General features: G+C 54.5%; 20 protein-coding genes. 17 read left to right on the top strand and 3 right to left on the bottom strand.

The features are described from left to right. Positions 1-81 precede the first annotated feature (81 nt). The 13 genes from ABJZ52_RS15460 (at position 82) to sctU (ending at position 10,366) form a co-directional block, all read left to right on the top strand. Entirely contained in the window at positions 82-564 is a 483-nt protein-coding gene (locus ABJZ52_RS15460) for a hypothetical protein (protein ID WP_348187367.1), read from the top strand. Positions 565-685: 121 nt separating this feature from the next. Further along, entirely contained in the window at positions 686-1,276 is a 591-nt protein-coding gene (gene sctI / locus ABJZ52_RS15455; RefSeq protein ID WP_348187365.1) for a type III secretion system inner rod subunit SctI, read from the top strand. 19 nt (positions 1,277-1,295) lie between these two features. Next, the gene (gene sctJ, locus ABJZ52_RS15450; protein WP_348187363.1) at positions 1,296-2,111 is read left to right on the top strand and encodes a type III secretion inner membrane ring lipoprotein SctJ; all 816 of its coding nucleotides are present in this window, start codon (positions 1,296-1,298) and stop codon (positions 2,109-2,111) included. A 186-nt stretch (positions 2,112-2,297) separates the two neighbouring features. Next, positions 2,298-3,053: a hypothetical protein gene (locus ABJZ52_RS15445; RefSeq protein ID WP_348187361.1), complete on the top strand. Its 756-nt coding sequence runs from the start codon at positions 2,298-2,300 to the stop codon at positions 3,051-3,053. A 29-nt stretch (positions 3,054-3,082) separates the two neighbouring features. Then, a complete protein-coding gene (gene sctL / locus ABJZ52_RS15440; protein WP_348187359.1) occupies positions 3,083-3,721 on the top strand; it encodes a type III secretion system stator protein SctL in 639 nt (212 codons plus the stop codon). Next, positions 3,718-5,100 carry a type III secretion system ATPase SctN gene (sctN, locus tag ABJZ52_RS15435; protein WP_348187357.1) on the top strand — a complete coding sequence of 461 codons (1,383 nt, stop codon included), beginning with the start codon at positions 3,718-3,720 and terminating at the stop codon, positions 5,098-5,100. The genes sctL and sctN overlap by 4 nt, the downstream gene beginning before the upstream one ends. Beyond that, positions 5,097-5,576, top strand: a complete 480-nt coding sequence (locus tag ABJZ52_RS15430) for a YscO family type III secretion system apparatus protein (protein WP_348187355.1) — start codon at positions 5,097-5,099, stop codon at positions 5,574-5,576. Before sctN ends, ABJZ52_RS15430 begins: the two co-directional genes overlap by 4 nt. Then, complete coding sequence (locus ABJZ52_RS15425; RefSeq protein WP_348187353.1) at positions 5,576-6,367, top strand: hypothetical protein; 792 nt, start codon at positions 5,576-5,578, stop codon at positions 6,365-6,367. The genes ABJZ52_RS15430 and ABJZ52_RS15425 overlap by 1 nt, the downstream gene beginning before the upstream one ends. Beyond that, positions 6,367-7,452 carry a FliM/FliN family flagellar motor switch protein gene (locus tag ABJZ52_RS15420; RefSeq protein WP_348187351.1) on the top strand — a complete coding sequence of 362 codons (1,086 nt, stop codon included), beginning with the start codon at positions 6,367-6,369 and terminating at the stop codon, positions 7,450-7,452. Before ABJZ52_RS15425 ends, ABJZ52_RS15420 begins: the two co-directional genes overlap by 1 nt. Before the next feature lie 22 nt (positions 7,453-7,474). Then, the gene (gene sctR, locus ABJZ52_RS15415; protein ID WP_348187349.1) at positions 7,475-8,113 is read left to right on the top strand and encodes a type III secretion system export apparatus subunit SctR; all 639 of its coding nucleotides are present in this window, start codon (positions 7,475-7,477) and stop codon (positions 8,111-8,113) included. A 16-nt stretch (positions 8,114-8,129) separates the two neighbouring features. Next, positions 8,130-8,399 (top strand): type III secretion system export apparatus subunit SctS, encoded by a 270-nt coding sequence (gene sctS, locus ABJZ52_RS15410; RefSeq protein WP_348187348.1) that lies wholly within the window; start codon positions 8,130-8,132, stop codon positions 8,397-8,399. A 6-nt stretch (positions 8,400-8,405) separates the two neighbouring features. Beyond that, on the top strand, positions 8,406-9,254 hold the full coding sequence (sctT, locus tag ABJZ52_RS15405) for a type III secretion system export apparatus subunit SctT (RefSeq protein WP_348187346.1): 849 nt from the start codon (positions 8,406-8,408) through the stop codon (positions 9,252-9,254). Then, positions 9,251-10,366: a type III secretion system export apparatus subunit SctU gene (gene sctU / locus ABJZ52_RS15400; RefSeq protein ID WP_348187344.1), complete on the top strand. Its 1,116-nt coding sequence runs from the start codon at positions 9,251-9,253 to the stop codon at positions 10,364-10,366. Before sctT ends, sctU begins: the two co-directional genes overlap by 4 nt. 349 nt (positions 10,367-10,715) lie before the next feature. On the opposite strand, the gene ABJZ52_RS15395 is transcribed toward sctU, so the two are convergent. Both ABJZ52_RS15395 and ABJZ52_RS15390 read right to left on the bottom strand, forming a co-directional pair. After that, on the bottom strand, positions 10,716-11,186 hold the full coding sequence (locus ABJZ52_RS15395; RefSeq protein WP_348187342.1) for a type III secretion system chaperone: 471 nt from the start codon (positions 11,184-11,186) through the stop codon (positions 10,716-10,718). A gap of 210 nt (positions 11,187-11,396) precedes the next feature. After that, a complete protein-coding gene (locus ABJZ52_RS15390; protein ID WP_348187340.1) occupies positions 11,397-12,383 on the bottom strand; it encodes an alpha/beta fold hydrolase in 987 nt (328 codons plus the stop codon). A gap of 1,234 nt (positions 12,384-13,617) precedes the next feature. On the opposite strand from ABJZ52_RS15390, the gene ABJZ52_RS15385 reads away from it, so the two are divergent. The 4 genes from ABJZ52_RS15385 (at position 13,618) to repC (ending at position 18,716) form a co-directional block, all read left to right on the top strand. Continuing rightward, entirely contained in the window at positions 13,618-13,974 is a 357-nt protein-coding gene (locus tag ABJZ52_RS15385) for a hypothetical protein (protein WP_348187338.1), read from the top strand. An 880-nt stretch (positions 13,975-14,854) separates the two neighbouring features. After that, positions 14,855-16,096, top strand: a complete 1,242-nt coding sequence (gene repA / locus ABJZ52_RS15380) for a plasmid partitioning protein RepA (protein ID WP_348187336.1) — start codon at positions 14,855-14,857, stop codon at positions 16,094-16,096. Further along, a complete protein-coding gene (repB, locus tag ABJZ52_RS15375) occupies positions 16,096-17,106 on the top strand; it encodes a plasmid partitioning protein RepB (protein WP_348187334.1) in 1,011 nt (336 codons plus the stop codon). The genes repA and repB overlap by 1 nt, the downstream gene beginning before the upstream one ends. A 323-nt stretch (positions 17,107-17,429) precedes the next feature. Then, positions 17,430-18,716 carry a plasmid replication protein RepC gene (gene repC, locus ABJZ52_RS15370; protein WP_348313419.1) on the top strand — a complete coding sequence of 429 codons (1,287 nt, stop codon included), beginning with the start codon at positions 17,430-17,432 and terminating at the stop codon, positions 18,714-18,716. Between the two features lie 592 nt (positions 18,717-19,308). Here the strand turns inward: repC and ABJZ52_RS15365 are convergent. Continuing rightward, on the bottom strand, positions 19,309-20,184 hold the full coding sequence (locus tag ABJZ52_RS15365) for a pentapeptide repeat-containing protein (RefSeq protein WP_348187330.1): 876 nt from the start codon (positions 20,182-20,184) through the stop codon (positions 19,309-19,311). Between the last annotated feature and the right edge of the window lie 506 nt (positions 20,185-20,690).

The raw sequence follows: 20,690 nt of genomic DNA, 5'->3' as shown, positions 1-20,690 counted from the left end.
GCGGTGTCAGTTTCCCGATTATCTTCCAAGTCTACTTCACATGGTGCGGATGTCTTCGCAGGGGCGTTTTAAAGATTGAACATGATGCAATCTCTTAAAATTAAACAGGTTTTTTCGACTGATGAGCTCCAGTTACTTGTCAATGTCGGTTTCGTTGCCATCTCGATGGATGAGCCCGGCGCGGCCGCGGATGTCTTCGAGGCGGTCAGGTTGCTGCGTCCGAAACAGGAGGCCGGTTATGTCGGGGGAGCATTAGCTTCCCTCGTGGCAGGGGATCCGGGCGCGGCGGTGCAACTCGTCGACGGTGCGCCAGACACGCCTGCTGCCAGAACATTCAGGGGGTTGGCGATGCTTAGGTCCGGAGACGTTCGTCGGGCGGGCGGTTGTCTGCGGTCGGTTGTCGAGGATGTGCCGTTCAGTACGTTCGCGCTGCTGGCTGAGCAGCTCTTGGATCAGTGTATCCGCGAGGGGGCGGGTGCTGCCCGAGGGGATGTCATCGGATCTTCTTTCGTGACCGTCTGCGGTCGCGACGTGGATTTGGGGGTGGCTGGTAGCGGTTTTTGAGTTCGTGTGGCCGGGCGTCGGGTTGTCTCGGATAGTGGTTCTGTCCCTTTTTGCCTGCGTCGCTCGGATTATTGATTTCGATGGCGGTCCGCCACTTGCATGCTCCTAAGGGGTCTTTCAAATGATTTCAAACGATGATGTCGCAGGTTTTTCCATGCAGATGCAGCTTCCTAAGGAGGAGGGGGGGGTGGGTGCCTCCAGTGCGGGCGCTGCTTCGGTAAATCTTTTTGAAGGGGCGATGAAGGTCGCCCAAGTCGATTCCGCTCAGCAAGCCGATACAGACGCGTCCATGAGGCCCTCGGCGGTTTCGGAATCTCCCGACCTCGGAGCGACTCCTTCGCACCAGGAGCCGGTTATGGCCCGTGGGGTCAGTGAAGGCGCACGTCCAGCTGGCGGCGAAACTTATGGCGATCTCTCGGTGGAGGCCGCTGAGGCGCGGGCTGCTGCACTCGAAGTCGGGCAAGTGTCCCCAGCGGTCGAAGGCGACGACAACAAGGGTGATGTCATTCTGGACGGCTTGAGCAGGTTGCGCAGTGCCTTCGATGGCCAGGCCGACAAGGTTGTCGATGTTTCATCGTCGTCTGTTAGCGGCACCGAAAAACTTATCGATACCCAGATGGAAATAGTCAAATATTCCTTGTTAATGGACGTCACCTCAAAGCTTGTCGGTAAGTCAACGCAGACCTTCGATACGCTCATGAAGGGTCAATAACAGAGTTGGTCCAATAGATATGAATTTTTCCAGGAAGAAAGACCACGCGATTCGCTTGCTGCTAATATTCGGGTGCATGCTGGTGGCCGGATGCCGTCAAGATCTTTACACTGGTCTTTCCGAGCAGGAAGCCAATGGAATGCTGTCGGTCCTTATGGCCAATGGTATCCGTGTCGAGAAGCGCTACAACGGAGATGACGGGGTTTCACTGCTTGTTGATGAAACGGACCTGGCGCCGGCGATTGGCATTTTGACTGAAAATGGTTACCCGAAGACCGCGCGCGACAGCATTGGAAGTGTCTTTCAAAAAAGCGGTATTATGTCCTCTCCGTTTGAGGAGCGAGTCCGTTATATTCACGCTCTCGGCGAGGAAGTTTCCGGGACGCTGAACGAAATCGACGGTGTGCTGACGGCGCGTGTTCATATTGTCCTTCCAGAGAAGCCTGAGTTGGGTGAAGAGGTTGTGCCCTCATCCGCTGCGGTCTTTATAAAGCACAGCAAGAATGTGGACCTCGATTTCATCACGCCGCAGATACGGCGTCTCGTGAGCAATTCCATTCAGGGTGTAGAATATGACGCGGTCACTGTCGTGCTTGTGGATGCCGAACCTCCCCAGGTTATCTCCGCCGGTCAGGTAAACATCCCGATTGCCGAGCTGGTGCCCGGTCTTGGAGTGCGGGCCAGCGATGTCGACAAGTTCTGGGGTCTGGCTGCGGTGATTTTGACTGTTCTGGTTACGCTGGTCGCGACAAATATCTCTGCCCTGCTTGCATGCCTCAGGGCACGCAGAACGCTGAAGGCCCGCGAGACGGGAGAAATCAGTCCCTCAGGCTAGCGGTCTTGCATGGCTCCGGCAAGGACGGTTCTGGTTTTTGTCGCCGCAATGCTCTTCCGGCTCTGCACGCTGCGCTTCCTCTGCCCTAGGTGGGCAAACGTCTGGCGCGGGATCCTTTAGATGCCCAAGAAACCGTTTAGAGGCGCGCGCACGCCAACTGCGCGCCGGAACGAGGTGTTTTTTTAGATGACCGAAGGTCACAACTCGCAGAATGAAGATGCGTTCGCGCGTAAAGTCCAGCTAGCTGCCTTTTTAAAGAACCCGGTTGGATTCGTACATCGCGAACATTTGGAAGATGTCGGCCTGGAGCCCGGCCCCATGTATCTTCTTTCCGGCCAACCGGGTTTTACAAGAGCGCTCAACCGTGTTGTCGCGCAGCGGACGGGTACAGACGCGCTGTCGGTTACGCGGGATTGGCTGGATAGCCTGATGCATTCCGGACAACATCAGACCTCTTTCGATCTTGCGGTGTGCAAATTGGAATTTCTGATCGCAGCCGCGCAGAAAGTAGCGTCGATTGAGCTTTATCACCACTTGCGCAAGTGCGTGCAAAAGAGCAGACGAAATCTCTTTGAAACGTATCTTGGCGTGCAGGCTTTCCGCACGTCCTTGCGTGAAGCGCCAAGCCGATATCCGCATCTTGCGGAAAAGGGCAAGAACCTGCGGATCGATGATCTGATTGTGTCCATTTCCACTAGTTCGGAGTACGTGGCAGGGGGGCATGGTGCTGATACAGGCTCTGACGGGATCAATCCCTTGGTCTGGGTCGGATTGTCGACGATTTTTGCGTTTCTGAAGGCTTCGGACAGCGTCAGTGCCGCTCTGTTCGTTCTCAGGTTCCCCAAATCGGCTGAGGCAAAATACTTTTCCGTACCAACCATGACCACTCTCCAGGGGCATGAAATCTACAATCTGCTCAAACACCGAGGGTCGGCAGGATGAATTTCTTATACAACCCACAGAAAATCAGCTTGACGGTCGCGCAGGGTGAAGGCGTGATCAAGGCAAAAGACCTTGATGCGCTGGGGTCGGCGAGCGAGATCATTTCTTCGGCCGAGGCACGCGCATCGGAAATCATTGCTGCCGCAGAAGCCGAATTCGAGAAACAGAAAGAGAGCGGCTACGCCGAGGGGCGGAAAAACGCCCAAAGGGAAGCGTTGGAACGTTTGCTTGACGAAGATGCCTACGTGGATCTGAAGCTTCAGAACCTCGAAAATAGGTTGGCGTCTCTGGTCAAGTCCAGCGTCCGAAAGGTTCTCTCCGAGTTTGACGATAGCTGTTTGGCGGCGTCGGCCACCAGAAGCGCCTTGCGGCAGATGCGGGATGAGCTGACGATCCAGATCAGGCTAGCGCCCGAATTGGTCGAAGCCATTGAACCGGTCGCGCGGGCCTTCGAGGAAAGATACGCCGGGGAAAAGTCGATCGACCTGATCGAAGACGAGACGATACCCGCGCCTAACTTGGTTGTAGAAACCGCGACCGGGCGCATCGAGTGCAACATTCTGGCGGAACTCCTTGTGGTCGAGGATGCGATCAACAACAGTGTGCACGGTCTCTACGGAGATCTGCAGTCGAATGGCGTCCAGGCAGGACGGGAGGTCGTCTCTTGACGCCTGACATGCAGTCCGAGTTTCGGCAAGCGCTCGAAAAGCGGCGTAGCCGGATCGACGCGAGGTTCGACGATATCGTGTCGAAGCTGACCGCCACGGTGGACAGAAAGAACCTCTATTCCGTGAACGGCAAAGTGAGTAAGGTTATCGGAACCGTGGTTTATGCTGTGGTTTCGAATGTCCGGATCGGCGAGATCGTAGAGCTTTACACCCGCTCGACCGGTAACCGGCTCGATGCCGAAGTCGTTGGATTTGCGAACAACGAAGCCTTGCTTTATCCTTTTGGAGAGACGCAAGGCGTATCCCCGCAGACCGAAGTTCGTGCAACCGGCAAGGTCCAAAGCGTTCCCGTCGGAGACCAGCTTTTGGGGCGTGTCATCGACGGTTTCGGAAATTTCATCGACGGAAAGTTCGAAGAATTCACACCGCAAACCTGGTACCCAGTCTATCAGAATCCCCCGGATCCGATGACCAGGCGCGTGATCGATGCACCGATTACCACTGGGATCAGGGCCATCGACGGATTGCTCACGGTTGGAGAGGGGCAGCGTATTGGCATTTTCGCGGCGGCCGGCGTCGGGAAATCAACCCTGCTTTCCATGCTGGTGAAGAACGCGGACGTGGACGTCACGGTCATGGCGCTGGTAGGCGAACGTGGCCGCGAGGTGAGGGAATTCATTGAGCGGGAACTTGGGCCGGCTGGTTTGAAGAAGACCGTGCTGGTCGTCTCCACGTCCGATAGAAGCCCGATGGAGCGTGTGAAGGCCTCCTATGCCGCGACGGCGGTTGCGGAGTACTTTCGCGACCAGGGGAAGAAAGTCCTCTTTTTAATGGACTCCGTCACTCGATTCGCACGCGCCTTGAGGGAGATCGGGCTTGCTGCGGGCGAACTCCCGACACGTAGAGGGTTTCCGCCGTCGGTCTTTGCCTCACTACCGAAGCTGCTAGAAAGAGTGGGCATGAATGACAAGGGCTCGATAACGGCAATGTACACCGTTCTTGTCGAAGGTGACGATATGAACGAGCCGGTTGCCGATGAAACACGCTCGATCCTCGACGGCCATATCGTCCTGTCGAGCAAGATGGCCGCGGCACATCATTTCCCGGCCATCGATATCCTGAATTCCAAGAGCCGGGTGATGAACGCTGTCATCAGCGGAGACCATGACAATCTGGCTGCTGAGACGCGAAATCTGCTCGCGGCCTACGCCGACGTCGAACTGCTCGTGAAAATCGGTGAGTACCAGGCAGGCAGCGACCCGGTGGCGGACCGTGCTGTCGAACGGATAAGGGAAATCAACGACTTTCTCAAGCAGGGTGACGAGACGATCGAAGATCTCGAAGAAACGCTTGAAAGATTACGGAGTGCTCTGAATTGATCGAGAAGCTGAAAGTCCTCCAGCGGGTCAAGGAAAAGAGGGAATTCGCGGCCCTCAAAATGATGCGTGCGAAAAAAAATGAACTTCAGGAAATCAAAAGAGTGAAGGCCGAGAACGAACGGTCGTTTCTTGAGAGCAAGCAAGAGCTTCCGGTTCGCGAGGATGGTATCTATGAGCATATCCTCAACAAGGTTGTGAATCTTGAACAGCTCGACATCGTAGGCGAACGTGTTTCCGACCTTCATCTGCGCCATCGGAAGACAGAGGAAAATCTAGATCAATCTACGCGCAAGCAGGAGGAGGTAACAAAGGAGACGGCTACGGCAATGCACGTGTATCAAAAAGCACAGCAGAACAGAGAAAAATATGATGCCATGATTTCCGATCGCGAGATTGAGATCGCGCGCGTTCTTGAAAGAGATGAAGAAGCACGGGTTGAGGACGTCGCAGCCTTCCGGAAATCGGAGTACGTGTAATGGATAAGAAACTTGCTTCACCTGCCTTCTTGAAGGTGCCCGGTTTCGGGTTTGGCGCGTCTCCGGAGATGAATGGAGCTATGTTGCTGCGTGCGGACGCTCTCAAAAGTGCGCAGTCGGCTAAGGGCGGTTTCAAGGTTGCGGCCAAGAACGGTTCAGTTGAAACCCGAGAAGGTTCGACATCCTCCGGTCGGAGCAGCAGTATATCGTCCAGTCAGAGCGGAGCCCTGTTTCAGGAAATCATGGGGCGCGTCAACAATGCCGGCGGAAATGATGACGGCGCCGGTGAGCGCGGTTCGCACGAGCATGGTGACGAGGTAACGGTCGTCCTGTTCGACGCGCGGCCGGCTGTTGCCGGTTCTCAGGCTCCGGCTCAGGCGGCGAGGTCATTGCCGCCTGAGCTCGACAGTCAGGTTCAGGAGATCTACGAAAAGATCGTTTCGCGAATGGATGCAGCCAAAAGGCCGGGTCCTGTTGTTTCCAACGCTCCGGTGAACTTCAACATTCCTGTCGATGCTGGCTCCCAGGGATTGCACCGGCTTGAGGTGAGCTTTTCCGATTCCCAAGTGACGGTGAAGCTCTTTTTTCCCGCCGGTGAGGCTGGGCAGAACCTGGTGAATGCGGCTGGCCAACTTGGTCACCTTCTCCAGGGTCATTTGCCGAATAGACGTATCAAAATCGTTCAGGCGGTTTCTCAGTCAGAAGAAAATGGCGAGAAAGTGTATGCCGAGAATGAAGTTCCGTCTACGGAGCACCTCGTGCGCCCGCGGCCTTCATCGGGTGGAGCGTGATGTCCTTCGAGAACTGGCCTTTGCCGAAATTCGAAATTAGGCAGGACGATATCGCAATGTGGAACGCCGCAATGTCCCTATCCGGGCAGCCGCTTCCGCTTGCGGGTGGGGCGCATTTCACCTTCACGCCCTGCACAGATTTGTCTTCGCTCACCGGGGTTCTGACATCCGTGGTCTCCAATGGCCGGGTGCGCGCGTACATCGGCATGGAAGATTTCCCGTTTGGAAGCCTTTCCGGGGCCAGCCTTTCGATAAATGACCTCCGCGACATGCCGGAGGATCTAGCCGCCGCGTTGCGCCAGGGAATGATCCAGACAGTGCTTGATTCTGTAGGGGCCGAGCTGCAATCCTCTTTCGAGATCGGCCAAGAGTTAAGCGTATCGGAAGTCTCGGACGGAGACCAGTCTCAGGATCTAAGCTGGTTCGAAGTGGTTTTGCAACGGGAGCGGGAGGGCCAGATCGTGTTTGTCCTCGGCGTAGCGCCCGCAATTGCTTGTAGCGAGCTTGCCGCCCGTCTTCCCAGTGCCGACGCGTTCGGTTCGGAACTTGGGCGCATGATCCCGATCCGGGTCGAGCGTTTGGTGGGGACTGCAGAATTGTTGTGGTCGGAAGTGTCCAACCTGGCGCCGGGCGACTGCATACTGATATCGCCTACGGAAGCCGATGGCCATCTTGCAGTTGTCGCGAGCGACCGAGTATTCTCTTTCGCACAGGCTGAAGGCAACTGGGCATGTGCGAAGGCCATTCCCCTGAAGCAAATGCTGTCCAAGCGGAGCGAAACGGCTTTCGCTTTCGAGGGCAATGGCGGCCTCGACACCGGAGTAGCCGACGATGAAGTCGGGAGTTTTAGCGTCGAAGCACCACTCCGGATAGGGCTGTCATTCCGACTGGGTAGCGCGTGTCTTTCGGCGAGCGATGTTGCAGGTTGGAAATTGGGCTCGGTCACGGATTTGCCGGACGGCCTTAAAGACAACGACGCCAGTGTCAGGGTTGTGTCCAACGACACAACGATCGGCCAAGGGGATCTGGTACGTGTTGGAGATCGCATCGGCGTAAGGTTAAGCCGCGTTTTTCTGGACAACTGATTCTTCCTGGTGTTGAAAATTTATGGATCCACTTAATCTAATCCTTGCGTTGGGAGCTGCCGCACTCGTTCCTTTCCTGGCAGTCGTCGCGACATCCTTTATCAAGATAGCTGTTGTTTTGATGCTGGTCCGCAATGCACTTGGTGTGCAACAGATTCCCCCCAACATGGCTCTGAATGCGCTCGCCATCATCCTGTCTGGCTATGTGATGGCGCCGGTGTTTGTCCAGACATTCATGATCGTGCAAGAGGGCAATTTCAAATTTGGTAACCTGCAAGGCCTGCAGGAAGCCTATACCGCCAGCAAGGGGCCATTGATCGAGTTTTTGGACAAGCACGCGGCGGAGCGGGAGAAGTTGTTTTTCCTAAAGGCAACAGCTCAGCTTTGGCCGACCGAACTGGCCAACACTATCGACGAGAACAGCATATTCGTCATTCTCCCGGCCTTTACTGTCAGCCAGCTGCGAGAAGCTTTCGAAATTGGTTTCTTATTGTACCTGCCGTTTATCGCGATCGATCTTGTGGTATCCAACATTTTGCTGGCGATGGGCATGATGATGGTTTCGCCTCTGACAATTTCGCTGCCGTTCAAGCTGTTTCTGTTCGTGATGGTGGACGGCTGGTCCAGGCTCATCCTGGGTTTGGTCAAGACCTATATCTAAAGGAAGCACCTGATCGATGGCACCGGCCGATGCACTCCATGTTACCACCGAGGCAATGTTTCTTGTGCTTTTGCTCTCGATGCCGCCAATTCTGGTGGCTTCGATCGTGGGACTTGTCGTCAGTTTGTTGCAGGCTCTGACTCAAATCCAGGAACAGACGCTTCCGTTCGCCGCCAAGTTGGTTGCGGTCGCAATCACGATGGCGGCAACTGCAGGTTTTCTCGGCGCTGAAATGTTCAATTTCACCGCTAATTTGTTCGACACCTTTCCCGAGCTTACGAGATAGCCGCCGATGTGGGATGTGATCGCGGCCTTCCAGAGTTACGAGAAGCTGATGATCTCGCTGGCGATGTCGTTGCCGAGAGTCTACGCATTCGTCGCTATCTCGGGAATCTTGAGCACTGGCGCCGTACCGCGGCTCGCGCGCAACGGTGCCATCCTGATCCTTGCTCTTCCCCTCGTACCGGTCAATCTGACGCATAGTTCAATCATCGGAGACTCGCTGCCGACACTCGCTCTCTACTTTGCGAAGGAGTACGCGATCGGATTTTTGATTGGATACATGATCGGCTGGATTTTCTGGTCAGTGACGGCGGCGGGCGACTTCATGGACAACCAGCGCGGCGCCGCGATCGCATCCAGTATCGATCCATTGCTCGGTCAGGAAACAACGCCACTTGGAAACCTCTTTTCCCAAGCCTTTCTGACCTACATGTACTCGATCGGAGGCATCCTCGTTATCCTCGGCCTCTTGTATAAGAGTTTCGAACTCTGGCCCGTTACCAGAATGCTACCGATCGTCTCCGAGCAGTTTCCTGTCCTGATTCTTGAGATCCTGGACCTCGGCATGCGGACCATGTTCATTCTTGCCGCGCCTGTGATCGCCTTGATGTTTCTGTCGGAGCTTGCACTCGCCCTGGTCAGCCGGTTTGCTCCGCAGATCCAGGTCTTTATCCTTTCGATGGGTATCAAGAGCGGGATAGCAATGCTGGTCCTGGTTTTCTACATCAAGATCCTGTTCCCCTATGCTGCTGAGGGTCAGGCTTTGCTTTTCGACAACACCAATCGTCTTTATGAAATTTTCGAAGCCGGAACCGACATATTGTCAAACATTTCAGGTGATGCGGGCAACCGGCCATGAGTCAACAACAAACCGGCGAAAAGACCGAGCAACCGACGCCGAAGAAGCTCAGGGACGCGCGGAAGAAGGGTCAGGTTGCCCGCAGTCAGGATCTTGTGACGACGGTTTCGCTCCTAGGTGTGATCGCCTACATTTGGGTCGTCTGGGATTACATGTTTTTTAAGTTCGTGGAGATGCTGGATATCGTTGCCGCGTTGCACGGGACCAATTTTCGCACGAGCGCCTATGGCGCGATGCAGGCAATCTTCGAAGTGGCGGTTGTTGTCACACTGCCTCTGCTTGGCGTTGTTTTCGTGCTCGGCGTTGCGGGTAACTATTTTCAGTTCGGGTCGCTTTTCGCATTCGAAAATCTCAAGCCGAAGATTGAAAACATCAGCCCTGCGAAAGGATTGAAAAAGATTTTTTCGATCAAGCAACTGGTGGAGTTCCTCAAGTCCTTGGTCAAAATTGTTTTCCTTTCGGTTCTTCTGTTTTTTGTTATCAGGGATGCGATCGGTCCCTACATGAACGCCGTACAATGCGGCATGCAATGCCTGATGGCGGTCACCAGCTCCATGCTGCTGACGACGCTGTTATTCACAGCTCTGGCTTTCGCCATCGTCTCCGCACTGGATTTCATCTTTCAGAAGTTTCAGCACAAAAAAGAATTGATGATGACCAAGACCGAAGTCCAGCGCGAATTCAAGGAAACGGAGGGCGATCCCCTTATCAAAGGCAGGCGCAAGCAAATCGCACAGGAGATGGTGTTGAGTGACGGGATCGAGCGGACGCGCAAGGCAACGGCAGTGATTGTCAACCCGACTCATTTTGCGGTTGTCATCGACTACAAGCCCGAAATCGCGCCCTTGCCTTTGATTGTCGCCAAGGGCCGCAACCTGCAAGCCCATGAATTGAGAACCGAAGCGGAGAAGCACGGCGTACCCGTGTTCAGAAACGTGCTGCTCGCGCGCTCATTGTACGCGGACTCCGATGTCGGCACCTTCGTTCCCGATGAATGGTTTGAGGTCATCGCGAAGATTCTTGTGTGGGTCGACAAGAACCGGGAGGCGCTTTACACGGATCCGCTCAATCATGGCGTAGTCGACATGGAGGGTGGCAATTTCTTGCAATAGGTTTTACCAGCCAGACTTGGTGCAAGGCGTCCGCGTCGGTTTGTTTTAATCTCTCGTCTGCCAGTTAGCTGGGCCTACATCTTTCCGGGATCAGATGTTCCGGATTTACACTCGGCTTTGGGTGGGGTATCCGTGACGCGCCCCTTGTTCGGAGATCCGGACCACACGTTCACTTGACTATCCAAAACCCGTCGAGTTGCTGCGCCGAGCAAGAGGCTGCGGCCCGAGAATCTTTCGCAGCATCGTGCGTCCTGGCCGATACCCCACAAAAAGTCATGCAAGACGCCTATTGTGGGGTATTCTTCGTGTTTCGGTTGAGGAATAGGCTTTTGCTCACTTGAGCTTGGTATCAAGGCTTCAGAACGATGGCGTCCGTCTCTATTGCCGGAAGCGAGCCGTCCTCTTCACAGTAGGCGGGTTCGTCCGCGTCGAAGTTCTCAATCCAGTCCGAGACGCCGATTGATTGACGAGCGAAATCGCTGACCTGTTCGACAAAACTGTCGACGGACCAGATCTGCAGCGTCAACAGGAAAACGCCAGCATCGTCCTCCATGCCAAGGCACGACATGTTCTCGATGTTGAATGCAAGCGTTTGTCTAAGCAAGGCGGCTTGACGTGCGAGCGGCATGGACGGTTCCAATTGTCCTACCGGAGACAGCAGCCGCACGCATCCGACCGTTCCGTCAAAACATATCGCAATGATACCTTCGTCGCCGAATTCAGCGGTTGCGACATCGTCCGGACCAAGAGACAACCGGCTTAAACCCGTCTGGTGTGAGAATTCAGCCAGTGCGTTGTTGACCTCATGACGCGTGATCATGCGTGTAATCCCAACCGCAAAAAATCAAAACCTATTTGAACGCTCTTGTGTTGTAACCTCCGGTGGCGTTTCAGCCCCGTCACACTGCGCCGCTTGTCCGACGCACCGCCGCCCACAGAGCGATACGCCTTGCCGAGTGAACCGTATCGTGCCATCAAATAAACTCAGCTTAAAGCGACAAGCTCTAATGCTTGGAAATAAAAAATGTTATCATTTGCCTTTGAAGGGGTCGGTGTTAAAAAATCCAGTCAAAACCGGTTTGCGATCTTCGGTCTCTGGTTCCGCAGAAGCGATTGGGTTTGGTGCTACTTCAAAAGGTCTAAACAGACGCAATATATCGGAATTGTCTCCAGCGGTTTGCCGCGATTTTTCATGCGTCTTTTTCAAAGTGCTGACTATGGTGCTGAAGCCGCCGTGTCCTTCACCGGAGGCCACAGCTTGGATACCTCGTTTTTTATACATTCGCTCCGAGGTTTTTCCGATTGGGTCTGAGTCAAAAACACCAACGATAGGAGTAGCCGGTTTGTTGTCGGCAGCAGCCCTCCTTCGTTGCAGTCCCTTGATAGCAGAATTGGTGCCATATTTTTCGGCGAGCATGTAGGCAATAGCACCAGCAGCCCAGGCGAATTTTTTGAATTTTCCTGCCCTCATTTTGGATTCAACGCAGATGTTGCCAAACTCATCTGTAGAAAAGATAAGCTCTGGAGGGCCCGCTGATGCCATTGCTCTCGCGCCTGTCGACAGTTTTTCCATGGAACGGTCCAGGATCAAACCACCAAGTATCTTGCCTTTGGCTTCCGCAGCTTGAAGAACATTTGCAGCAGTGTTGCCGCCCATACTGTAACCGTGGAGGACGATCCGCTCCGGAGAGACACCGGACTCCAGAAGCTGGTTTAAGATGGCGACACCGTCCTCAACCATGCTTTGGTTGCATGTTATGCCACTCGAAGATTGTCCATAGCCTCGATAATTCAGGGCAAGGACATTGGCTTGCATCTCGTTGGTATAGGATGTCGCGAGTGAGGACATATGTTCTACCGGAAGGCCGTGGCCGCCGAGAATCACAACAACGGGTCTATCGTTCTCTGTAAAATCCGGAACAGATGTTGATTCATATTCAGATGGCTTGATCCCCGCATCCATTGCGTTCAATTTCTCGATAGGATCGTCGGTGGTTACTTTCGGCTGCTGCGTCACTTTGTACGCGAATCCGGAAAGTGTCTGTACACTCGGACCTCTCCCCCACCGAGATCGTGCCTCGAAGGAGAGCTTGACATCTCGAGAGAGAACACGGTTGTACGTCGCGCCATTTGCTTCGAATTCATAGCAGACAGGTTGTTCGGGCAATGATACCGGCTTTTGGACGCCGCCTCGAAGCAGCGCGGCGCGCCAACAAAGCAGTCCGGGCCAAGCTGTCCACCGCCGTATTGATCGCGGCCCTGTAGGCGTGCGGCCAGTGAAGTTGGGCGTTACGCGAGAAATCAACCGATATACGATGCTTCTGTTAAGCCAAGCGCTGGAATCCTTGAAACTCAACTTGCCTTCGGAGGCAGCGGCGTGGCGAAACGCCTCCGCACTCGAGGTCCGGACTGTGGGTGCGTAGGTTCGGCAGCCGAAAAGTTGGAGAGAGGTGGAAAGTCCCGGAAATGACATCTTGGCTCCTCGACGCGACATCTACCAGCCAATACGGCGGAACAACGCGCAGTCGTTCATTGTGAGGAATTCTATTGAACCGAAGGCTACCAGTGAGATGTCAGGTGCGCTGTATCATAGAGCACAGGGGGCGAGGCTTCGACTTGGCCGTTCACGATTCGCCGTTTGGTTGGCGTTTTGCGAGCAGAACGTCGCCGCCGGGGCCTGGCCGAAGGACGAGGGGCAGGAAATGGCGCCTCTCCGACCCCTACGTGAGCTTGTCCGTCAGTAACTTTTGCTGGGCGAAGGTTGGCTATTGTCCAAGAGGCGCACTACGTTGAAGCGCTATCATGCCGCAGTTTCCGGTGTTTTGGTTGATTTACCCGGAATGCGCCGGTGAAGCCAATTCCGATCGGCCTGTGTCTGGTCCGAGGCATCGCCCAGGCTTGAATGGCGTTCCCGCGCCTTCACTTCTTGAGGCGGAGCAATTTGCAATCATACCAGGCCCAAATTCCAATTGCCCACAAACCCTAGAGCTAGGGCAGTACATTCGGCCCCCACTTTTTGCGGCGGGAACGCCCGCCCAAACTTCGTTCGGCGGTATCTGTGTGCCGGGCGCAACATAGGAGCCCGGACGCTTATTGCTTTTGCGTGTCACGCGGGGGGGGGGGCACAGCGGGGTCGAATCGGTGCCGACCGCTGCGTTTTCTTCGATAATGACGAGCCTGGCTAGAACGAGTGTTTCCTGGCTGGAGGAATTCCTCATCAGCTTGGCCCCGGCCCCGATGAAAGACCCGTCATGCAGCTCGATCAGCGACGGATCGCAAGTGTTTTTCGAATTGATTGTTGCGCTTCTGCCGACTTTCGTTGTCATGGCGCGGTAGTCGACGTTGCAAAGGGGAGTGCGCAGTTTACATGGCAGAAACGTGTTCAAGATGCGGTCGGAAAAACCGTAGTCGTAGAGGCTGCCCGCGACGGCTGCGCCGCCAACCAGCGAAAGCTCCGCGACAATCGAGGCGAAACTCACTTCGATCGCGATCGGCGACAAGCTCTCTCGGTACAGCTCGACATGCGGCCCGCGTGGTGTACCATGTTCGACGGAATTAAAGGCATTTGTAATTTTGCGCCCTATTCTGCCTCGGGGTGGAAAGATTGACTCGAGACTTCTCGCCAATGCTCGTGGATATTCCCTCTGGAAATTACTTATGTGATCATTCCGAAGCGGTGGTGGGTTTAGTGTTACCGAAGAGGCAGATTTCATTATGAGACATCTGGCTCAGGGAAATGCAGGCAATAAACAACCCAGAGTTTTTGTCAGGGGTAGAATTAATCCTTGAAACATCGTTGTCATGATGCGTGGGGCGACAGGCGATTTCTTCAATCTGCCGCGCGGAGGGCGACTTCAGGCTGCAGAACAGAGAAAGGCAGCGTTCGTTTTCGTCACCCGACCGATCACTTCGCGCGGCAAACGTGTTCTGCGGGAGAAAAGGAGGACAGATAAATAATCTGTCCTCCCGCGACCTGATCGTTGCGAGCCTCCAGGCACCGCGCCGACAGAAACTGTCCTTCAAGGAAAGCCGACTGTCGCTGTCCGGGAAACCTCACGACGGTGATGGTCATACCGCACAAGAGCGGATGAGCTGCGGGGAAGCATGAGTTGCGTGCCACGCGATCCGGGGGAATCGATTCGCCGATGGACGCAAGAATTTCGAGCGCGGTTGACTTCAGCTGCCCGCGGTTTTGCTAATTCTGCAGAATGGAGAGCTTTTTCGATGCCGCCACTGCGCGGACCTTTTTTCGGAGGATTCAGTGTGGTCATTGAGAGAAGCGAAAATTAACTAATTGAAAAATAATAATTTTTCTTTCTTTTTGGCACAATGAGTCCGCTCCAGGCTTGAGCCCGTCAGCAGGTTCCGAACGCTGACCTTCGCTTTGAAATTTCTATCGCCGCCAAAAGCCTTGCGCGCACTGTTGCCTTCATGCATGCTTGACGGTGAAATTGAATTTAGCGGGAAACAAACCGTCAGAGGCTTTTGATGTGTGCAAACGAATACATGCCCGAGGAGCGCGACACGATCGCCAAGATCGAGGGTTTCTCGCACAAGCTCTCGGATCGCTTGCAGACCATGCGGGAAATGACCTATCCGCCCGAAGCCAAAAAGGTCTTCAATCGCACTTTTTCGACCACGGATCTCGTGCGCCTGCTCGGTGTGCCCGAGAGCACATTGAGGACGCTGACCCTCGAGGGCAGGGGGCCACTGCCGTTTCGGGCTGAAAACAATCGTCGGATATACACAATCGAGCAGCTGTGGGAATTGCGTTCGTTTCTCGCCGAATTGCGTCCTGACGACGCGATCAGGTTACTACCTCATCGGAGGCCCGGGGAAAAGCTGCAGATCATCGCGGCCGCGAATTTCAAGGGCGGCAGCTCGAAAACCACGACGTCGGTGAACCTGGCCCACTATCTAGCGCTGCAGGGATATCGAGTGCTTTGCATCGATCTGGATCCACAGGCGTCGATGACGACCACGTTCGGAATTCAGCCGGATCGTGATCTGCGCGCCGGCGAGGGTGATGAAGAACGGACCGACACGGCATACGACGCGCTCAGATACGACAATTTCCGGGTTCCGTTCTCGGAGGTAATCCGGGAGACTTATTTTCCCGGAATCCATCTGGTCTGTGGCAATCTTCGGCTGATGGACTTTGAATATGATACGCCGACGGCCTTATCGGAACGCAGTACTGACGAGCTTGGCCTGTTCTTTCAACGGCTCGACGCCGTGATCCGGTCTGTCGAGGACAACTACGATATTGTGGTGCTCGATACGCCACCTTCTCTCGGATATACCACGATGGCAGCCCTATACGCCGCCACGGGACTGATCATCACGGTGCATCCTGCCATGCTCGACGTCTCGTCCTGCTCCCAGTTTCTCAAAATGATCGCCGACGTGACGCACACCCTGTCAGAGGGCGGTGCGGTATTCGAACATGATTTCACCAGATTTCTGCTGACGCGTGTCAATCCGAACGATGGTCCTCAGAAAATCATGTCGGGAACAATGCGCGATCTCTTCGGAGCAGATGTGCTGGTTGCAGAGGCGGTGGAGTCGACCGCGATCGCATCCGCGGGCGTCGCGAAGAAGACACTCTACGAGATCGAACCCGGTGAAATCGGCCGGGAAACGCTCAAGCGTGCTCTGGAGAGTGCGGATCGGGTGAATGCAGAAATCCTGGAGTTAATCCGCGCGGTGTGGGGCAGGGAGGCGCGATGATGAAAAAGTCGATCGTGAAGATGATGTCCGATGCGTCAACCGCGGCGGCCACTGAGAAGCAAGTGGCGCCTGAGGACGGTGCCTCTCGTAAGGTGACGACGCCGGTCGTGAACTCGATGGGGCGTGCGCTTTCGCAATTGCGTGAGGACAGCATTGTCCTGCTGGATCCTTCCAAGATCGATTCCTCGCCCTTTTCGGACCGATTTGAGACCGACGACGAAGCGAAGGAAGCGCTGGAGGAATTGAAGTCGTCCATTCACATCGAGGGTCAAAAATTGCCGATCCTGGTGCGACCCCATCCTGAAGAGGCTGGACGTTACCAACTGGCTTACGGTCATAGGCGACTTGCCGCGGTCAAATCGCTCATGGAAGAGGCATCCAAGCCGGAAAGCGTGAAGGTCAAGGCCTATGTGAGAAAGCTGTCCGATGAGGAACTGATCAAGGAGCAGTCGCTCGAGAACGGCGTCCGGGAAAATCTGACCTTTGTGGAAATGGCCGTCTGGGCGGCTCAGCTTCGCCAAGCTGGGCTCAAGCAACGCGAGATGGAACCGGTTCTCGGTCAGGTTCAAACGGTTATTTCCAATATGCTGAAGGTCGCCGACACCATTCCGACCGACGTTCTTCACGCGATTGGTCGCGCGAAGAACGTCGGTCGGCCTGCATGGATGAAATTCGCCCGGGCCTTTTCGGATCCGAACGCGGAAGAACGGATCCGTGACGTTATAGCGAGTGATAGGTTCCGCGAGGCTTCTGCGCCGGAGCGAATGGCGATTGCAACCGAGGCTGCCAGAGGCAGAGGGAGATCCAGGACAACGAATCCGGGTTATCTGCCCTTACGGAAGCTGGCGGCTGATGGCGTGCTCGTCGCCAGTGTGAGGAAAAGCGGCGGCGCCACAGTTTTTTCGGTGCCACGGGCAGAAACTGACTTCGCTGACTGGCTGTCAGACGAACTTCCGGAGCTTTATCGGAAGTTCATGACGGGACAAGATAGCGACAACAGAACGCGGTAAGCCGAGGTCAAGCAACCTGTTGGCGCCGTAAACCAAGATGGGTGCCCACGCCTTGGCAAAGGCAATCCAAGACCGGAGGATTGGAACGCGAGAACATCAAGATCAAATGAAAAGAGACTGAAACGGCGGCAACCGTTCAGTCCCTAATTCACGAGTTCATCCTAAATAGACTGGATGGGAACCTCGACACAATCCCATGCTAGGTCAATTCCGAATCACGTGCAAGAGCAATCTTGGGCGAATGGATTTCTGAATTCGTCAGGATGAACCATCCAGTTTGATAAACGCCGTGCGCCTTGGCGCGCTGGTGAATGGAGGTTTTCATGCCTGCTGTTTCGACCGTCTCTTCCCTGAGGAAGATGACGCCTGGGATGCTTGCGTCCCAACATCTTGCGATGGCCAACGATATTCCCGACATCGGAAAGTCCGAGGTTGCAATTGCCCTCAAAAGAGCAGCTCAACCGCTCGGTCTGACATCAACCGCTTATCACGTTCTGGATATCTTGCTCGGACTGTCCAAAAGTGATGACTGGCAAGGGTCAAATCGACCGATCGTCGCGATATCGAATGAGAAACTTGCGGCCTACGTCGGCCGAAGCGAACGTACGGTCATTCGAGCGATCAAATCTCTCGTTGAGGCCCGTATACTTGCCTATCGTGACAGTTCGACGGGTCGACGCTGGGTGCATCGCGACAATCGCGGTGAGATGACGTTCGCGTATGGGCTCGATTTCACGCCGGCGCGCGTTCGATACCGGGAAATCAAGCGGTTGGCCGACAGTTGGCAGGCCGAACTCAATGCGGTCAGAGAGGCTCGCAGGTCGGTCACGAGGACGTCCAGGGCGATCGTCGATGCGATCGAAGCCGCACCACAGGCCGAACTATCCGACTTTCTGGGCCAGATGAATGCCTTGCTGGACTGCGGCATGGAGCCTTGTCTGAAAGCAGCAGCGTTGAAGGATCTCTACGAGCTACTCTTGGAGGCGGTGGTTGAACCTAGCATGCAAACCTCTGAAGAAGATGATATGAGTCAAACGACAGGCGAGGGTGACATCAGCGTCATGCAATTATCTAAAACAAGCTCATCAGACTCTCTAAGAAATAATCGGCCATTCGCTAAAGCGAATAAATCAACCAAAAAATCGAACGACGCTAACCGCGTCGAAATAGCTCCTGAAGAGGCGCAAGCGGAAGGGCCTACACTCCCAAGTAGTCGTCGGCATAGCCGGAAAGGCTCGAGGTGCATCGCTTCCAGCAGTCTTAACGGATTGGATTCAGTTTCAATTTCCCTTGTTGAAACTGCTTGTCCGACAGTTCAGGATGATTTTGGCGTCACATTCAAGACGTGGCCCGAACTAATTTCTGCGGCACACATCCTTAGACTTGGCATCGGTCTGAGCGAAGCAGCCTACGCCGACGCGTGCAGCCGTCTTGGACGTGAGCTCGCCGCGGCAATTCTGGCCGTCGTCGCTGAGAAGGCTTTGCGCGATCCTGTGAAGATCAACTCACCCGGTGGATATTTCCGGGCATGCTGTGAACGGGCAGACACTGGCCAGCTCGCGTTAGCTCGTTCTTTGTTCGGGCTCGCCCGAAAGAGGGACACGAGGTAAAATCAGAAGTGACAAAGCGATTTCGCCCCCTACGGCAACCGCCGCGCAATTGACTGTTTCTATACGGTATGTAGAGTGTGTCTGATTTGTAATTTAGCAGAATATGCTATGGGTACCGAATGACGCGCGTCAAATGGCCAAGCTCTTGGGTGGGACCTCAGCTTTAAGGAACTCGAACTGCTGGAGGACAAGCTAACCCACACGCTTTGTGCGCAGGGCCCAGTCTTGGTTTGAGGTTACGACGGCGATCAGGCTTTAACATTTTGAACAGACGGAATCACTACACCAGAGCTTGCGTATTTACTGTTTGCTCATCGTGACCTTGAAGTCGATCCGGTGCTGTCGGATCATTGCCGACAATCACAAGGCCGCATGGTCTGGCAAAAGAGCACCGGATATAACCAAAGAGCGCGCGGGGAAAGGCTGAGATCACGTGCCCTGAAAAATTAGATAACCGAGAGCCGGACTGACATCTCGGTTCCGGGAGAAGATGATTTCGCTCGCACGTCCGACGTTCGAGCGTATCTCATGATGCCAAAAATCCGCGTATGGGAGCGTTGCGCGTCGGCTTAGGATTTGAGCATTGCGGTGGCTAAATCCCGGAAGAAAAGAGCGCTCTAATCCGCTCGAGGAATTGTGTATGCCAGCAGCGTTTCGGGGGGAGGTCACGCATAGTCTCAGGCAAATTTACATGTTGCAGGTTCTTGAAGTCAGCAGCCAAAAAGCTTCCAAGGCTAGCTTTGTCAAAGCTAGCGCCAATTAAATTCGTGCCTTTTAGCTTTGTATCTCTGGAAAATGCTACGCCCGAAAGCGTTGCGTTGCTCAGATCGAGCTCGCGCAGATCCCTCCCAGATAAATCTACTCCCTTCAAGTCGGCTCCACTCAGTTTTTTAAAGCCCGCGCCCAAAAAACTTCGAAGACTCGTATTGTCAATCAAAGCCCCACGAAAATGCGTGTTCTCCAGCTTTGTATATTTTGAAAACGTCACGCCCTGAAGATCGACGTTAGAAAGATCGACGCTGCGAAGATCCATTCCAGACAAATCTAGACCACTCAAGTTGGCGCCATTCAGTTTTTTAAAGCCTGCGCCTAAAAAACTTCGAAGGCTCCTTTTGTCAAAACGAGCTCCGCTTAAATTCGCGTCCAACATCTTTGTCCTATTGGAGAATCTTACGCTCATAAGGCTGGCACCGGTCAGATCGACCCCGGCCAGGTTCATTCCGGACAAATTCAAGCCACTCAGGTCGGCGAAGTTCAGGTCTTTGGAGCCTCCTGCAAGAAAGCTCCGAAGCCTTGTAGCGTCAAACTTAGGCACGTCGACATCACCCAGCTTTTTGGTGCTATCAACGCTCACGTGTTGAAGTTCGGAGCCTTTTGTATCTTCGTAAGCGTCGCACGCTGCCTTAATGCGCGGCGATGCATAGGCCTTCCAAATTCCTTCTTTACGAGGCTGGCCCTCTCGGCTCACCTTAAATCTTCGTAATCCCCTAATATTAGGAGATCGAATTTGGCCCCGAACTGGATTCCCAGAGCTCACGCTCTCTGCCTGCCGTGTATTTCACGCGCTAAATTCACTGACAGACGCATCCCCAAAACCGCACAATTCAATTTGGGTTGGACATTTGTAGACGGCTGAAGAAAACTAATCACTTAGCAAAACCTCAATTACCTAGCCATAGATTAATGACCATCCATAAACATACTCAAAGGCCAACCAACCGAAGTGCCAATTGATACAACCTTTGGTAACCAGGGCTAGATTCACATTCGAAGTGCTGACCTGTGACCTGCACGGGATTTTTCCTCCACTGTTGATTGGAGTCCGACCCAAATTTGGAGTGCTACCCAACGTGCCCCCGGGTCGGGCTAGAGTTTTCCGGACCAAATCAGGAACACGGGCTGGCTGCACGTTCCGATTTCATCAGGTCCATCGGCACCTTGTTACCGATGGCACCGTGAGGTCTGTGTTCGTTG

This window comes from Roseibium sp., from assembly GCF_039982295.1.
Lineage (GTDB): Bacteria > Pseudomonadota > Alphaproteobacteria > Rhizobiales > Stappiaceae > Roseibium.
Note: the sequence above shows the minus strand (reverse complement) of the source record. Positions and strands in the feature narration are given on the sequence as shown.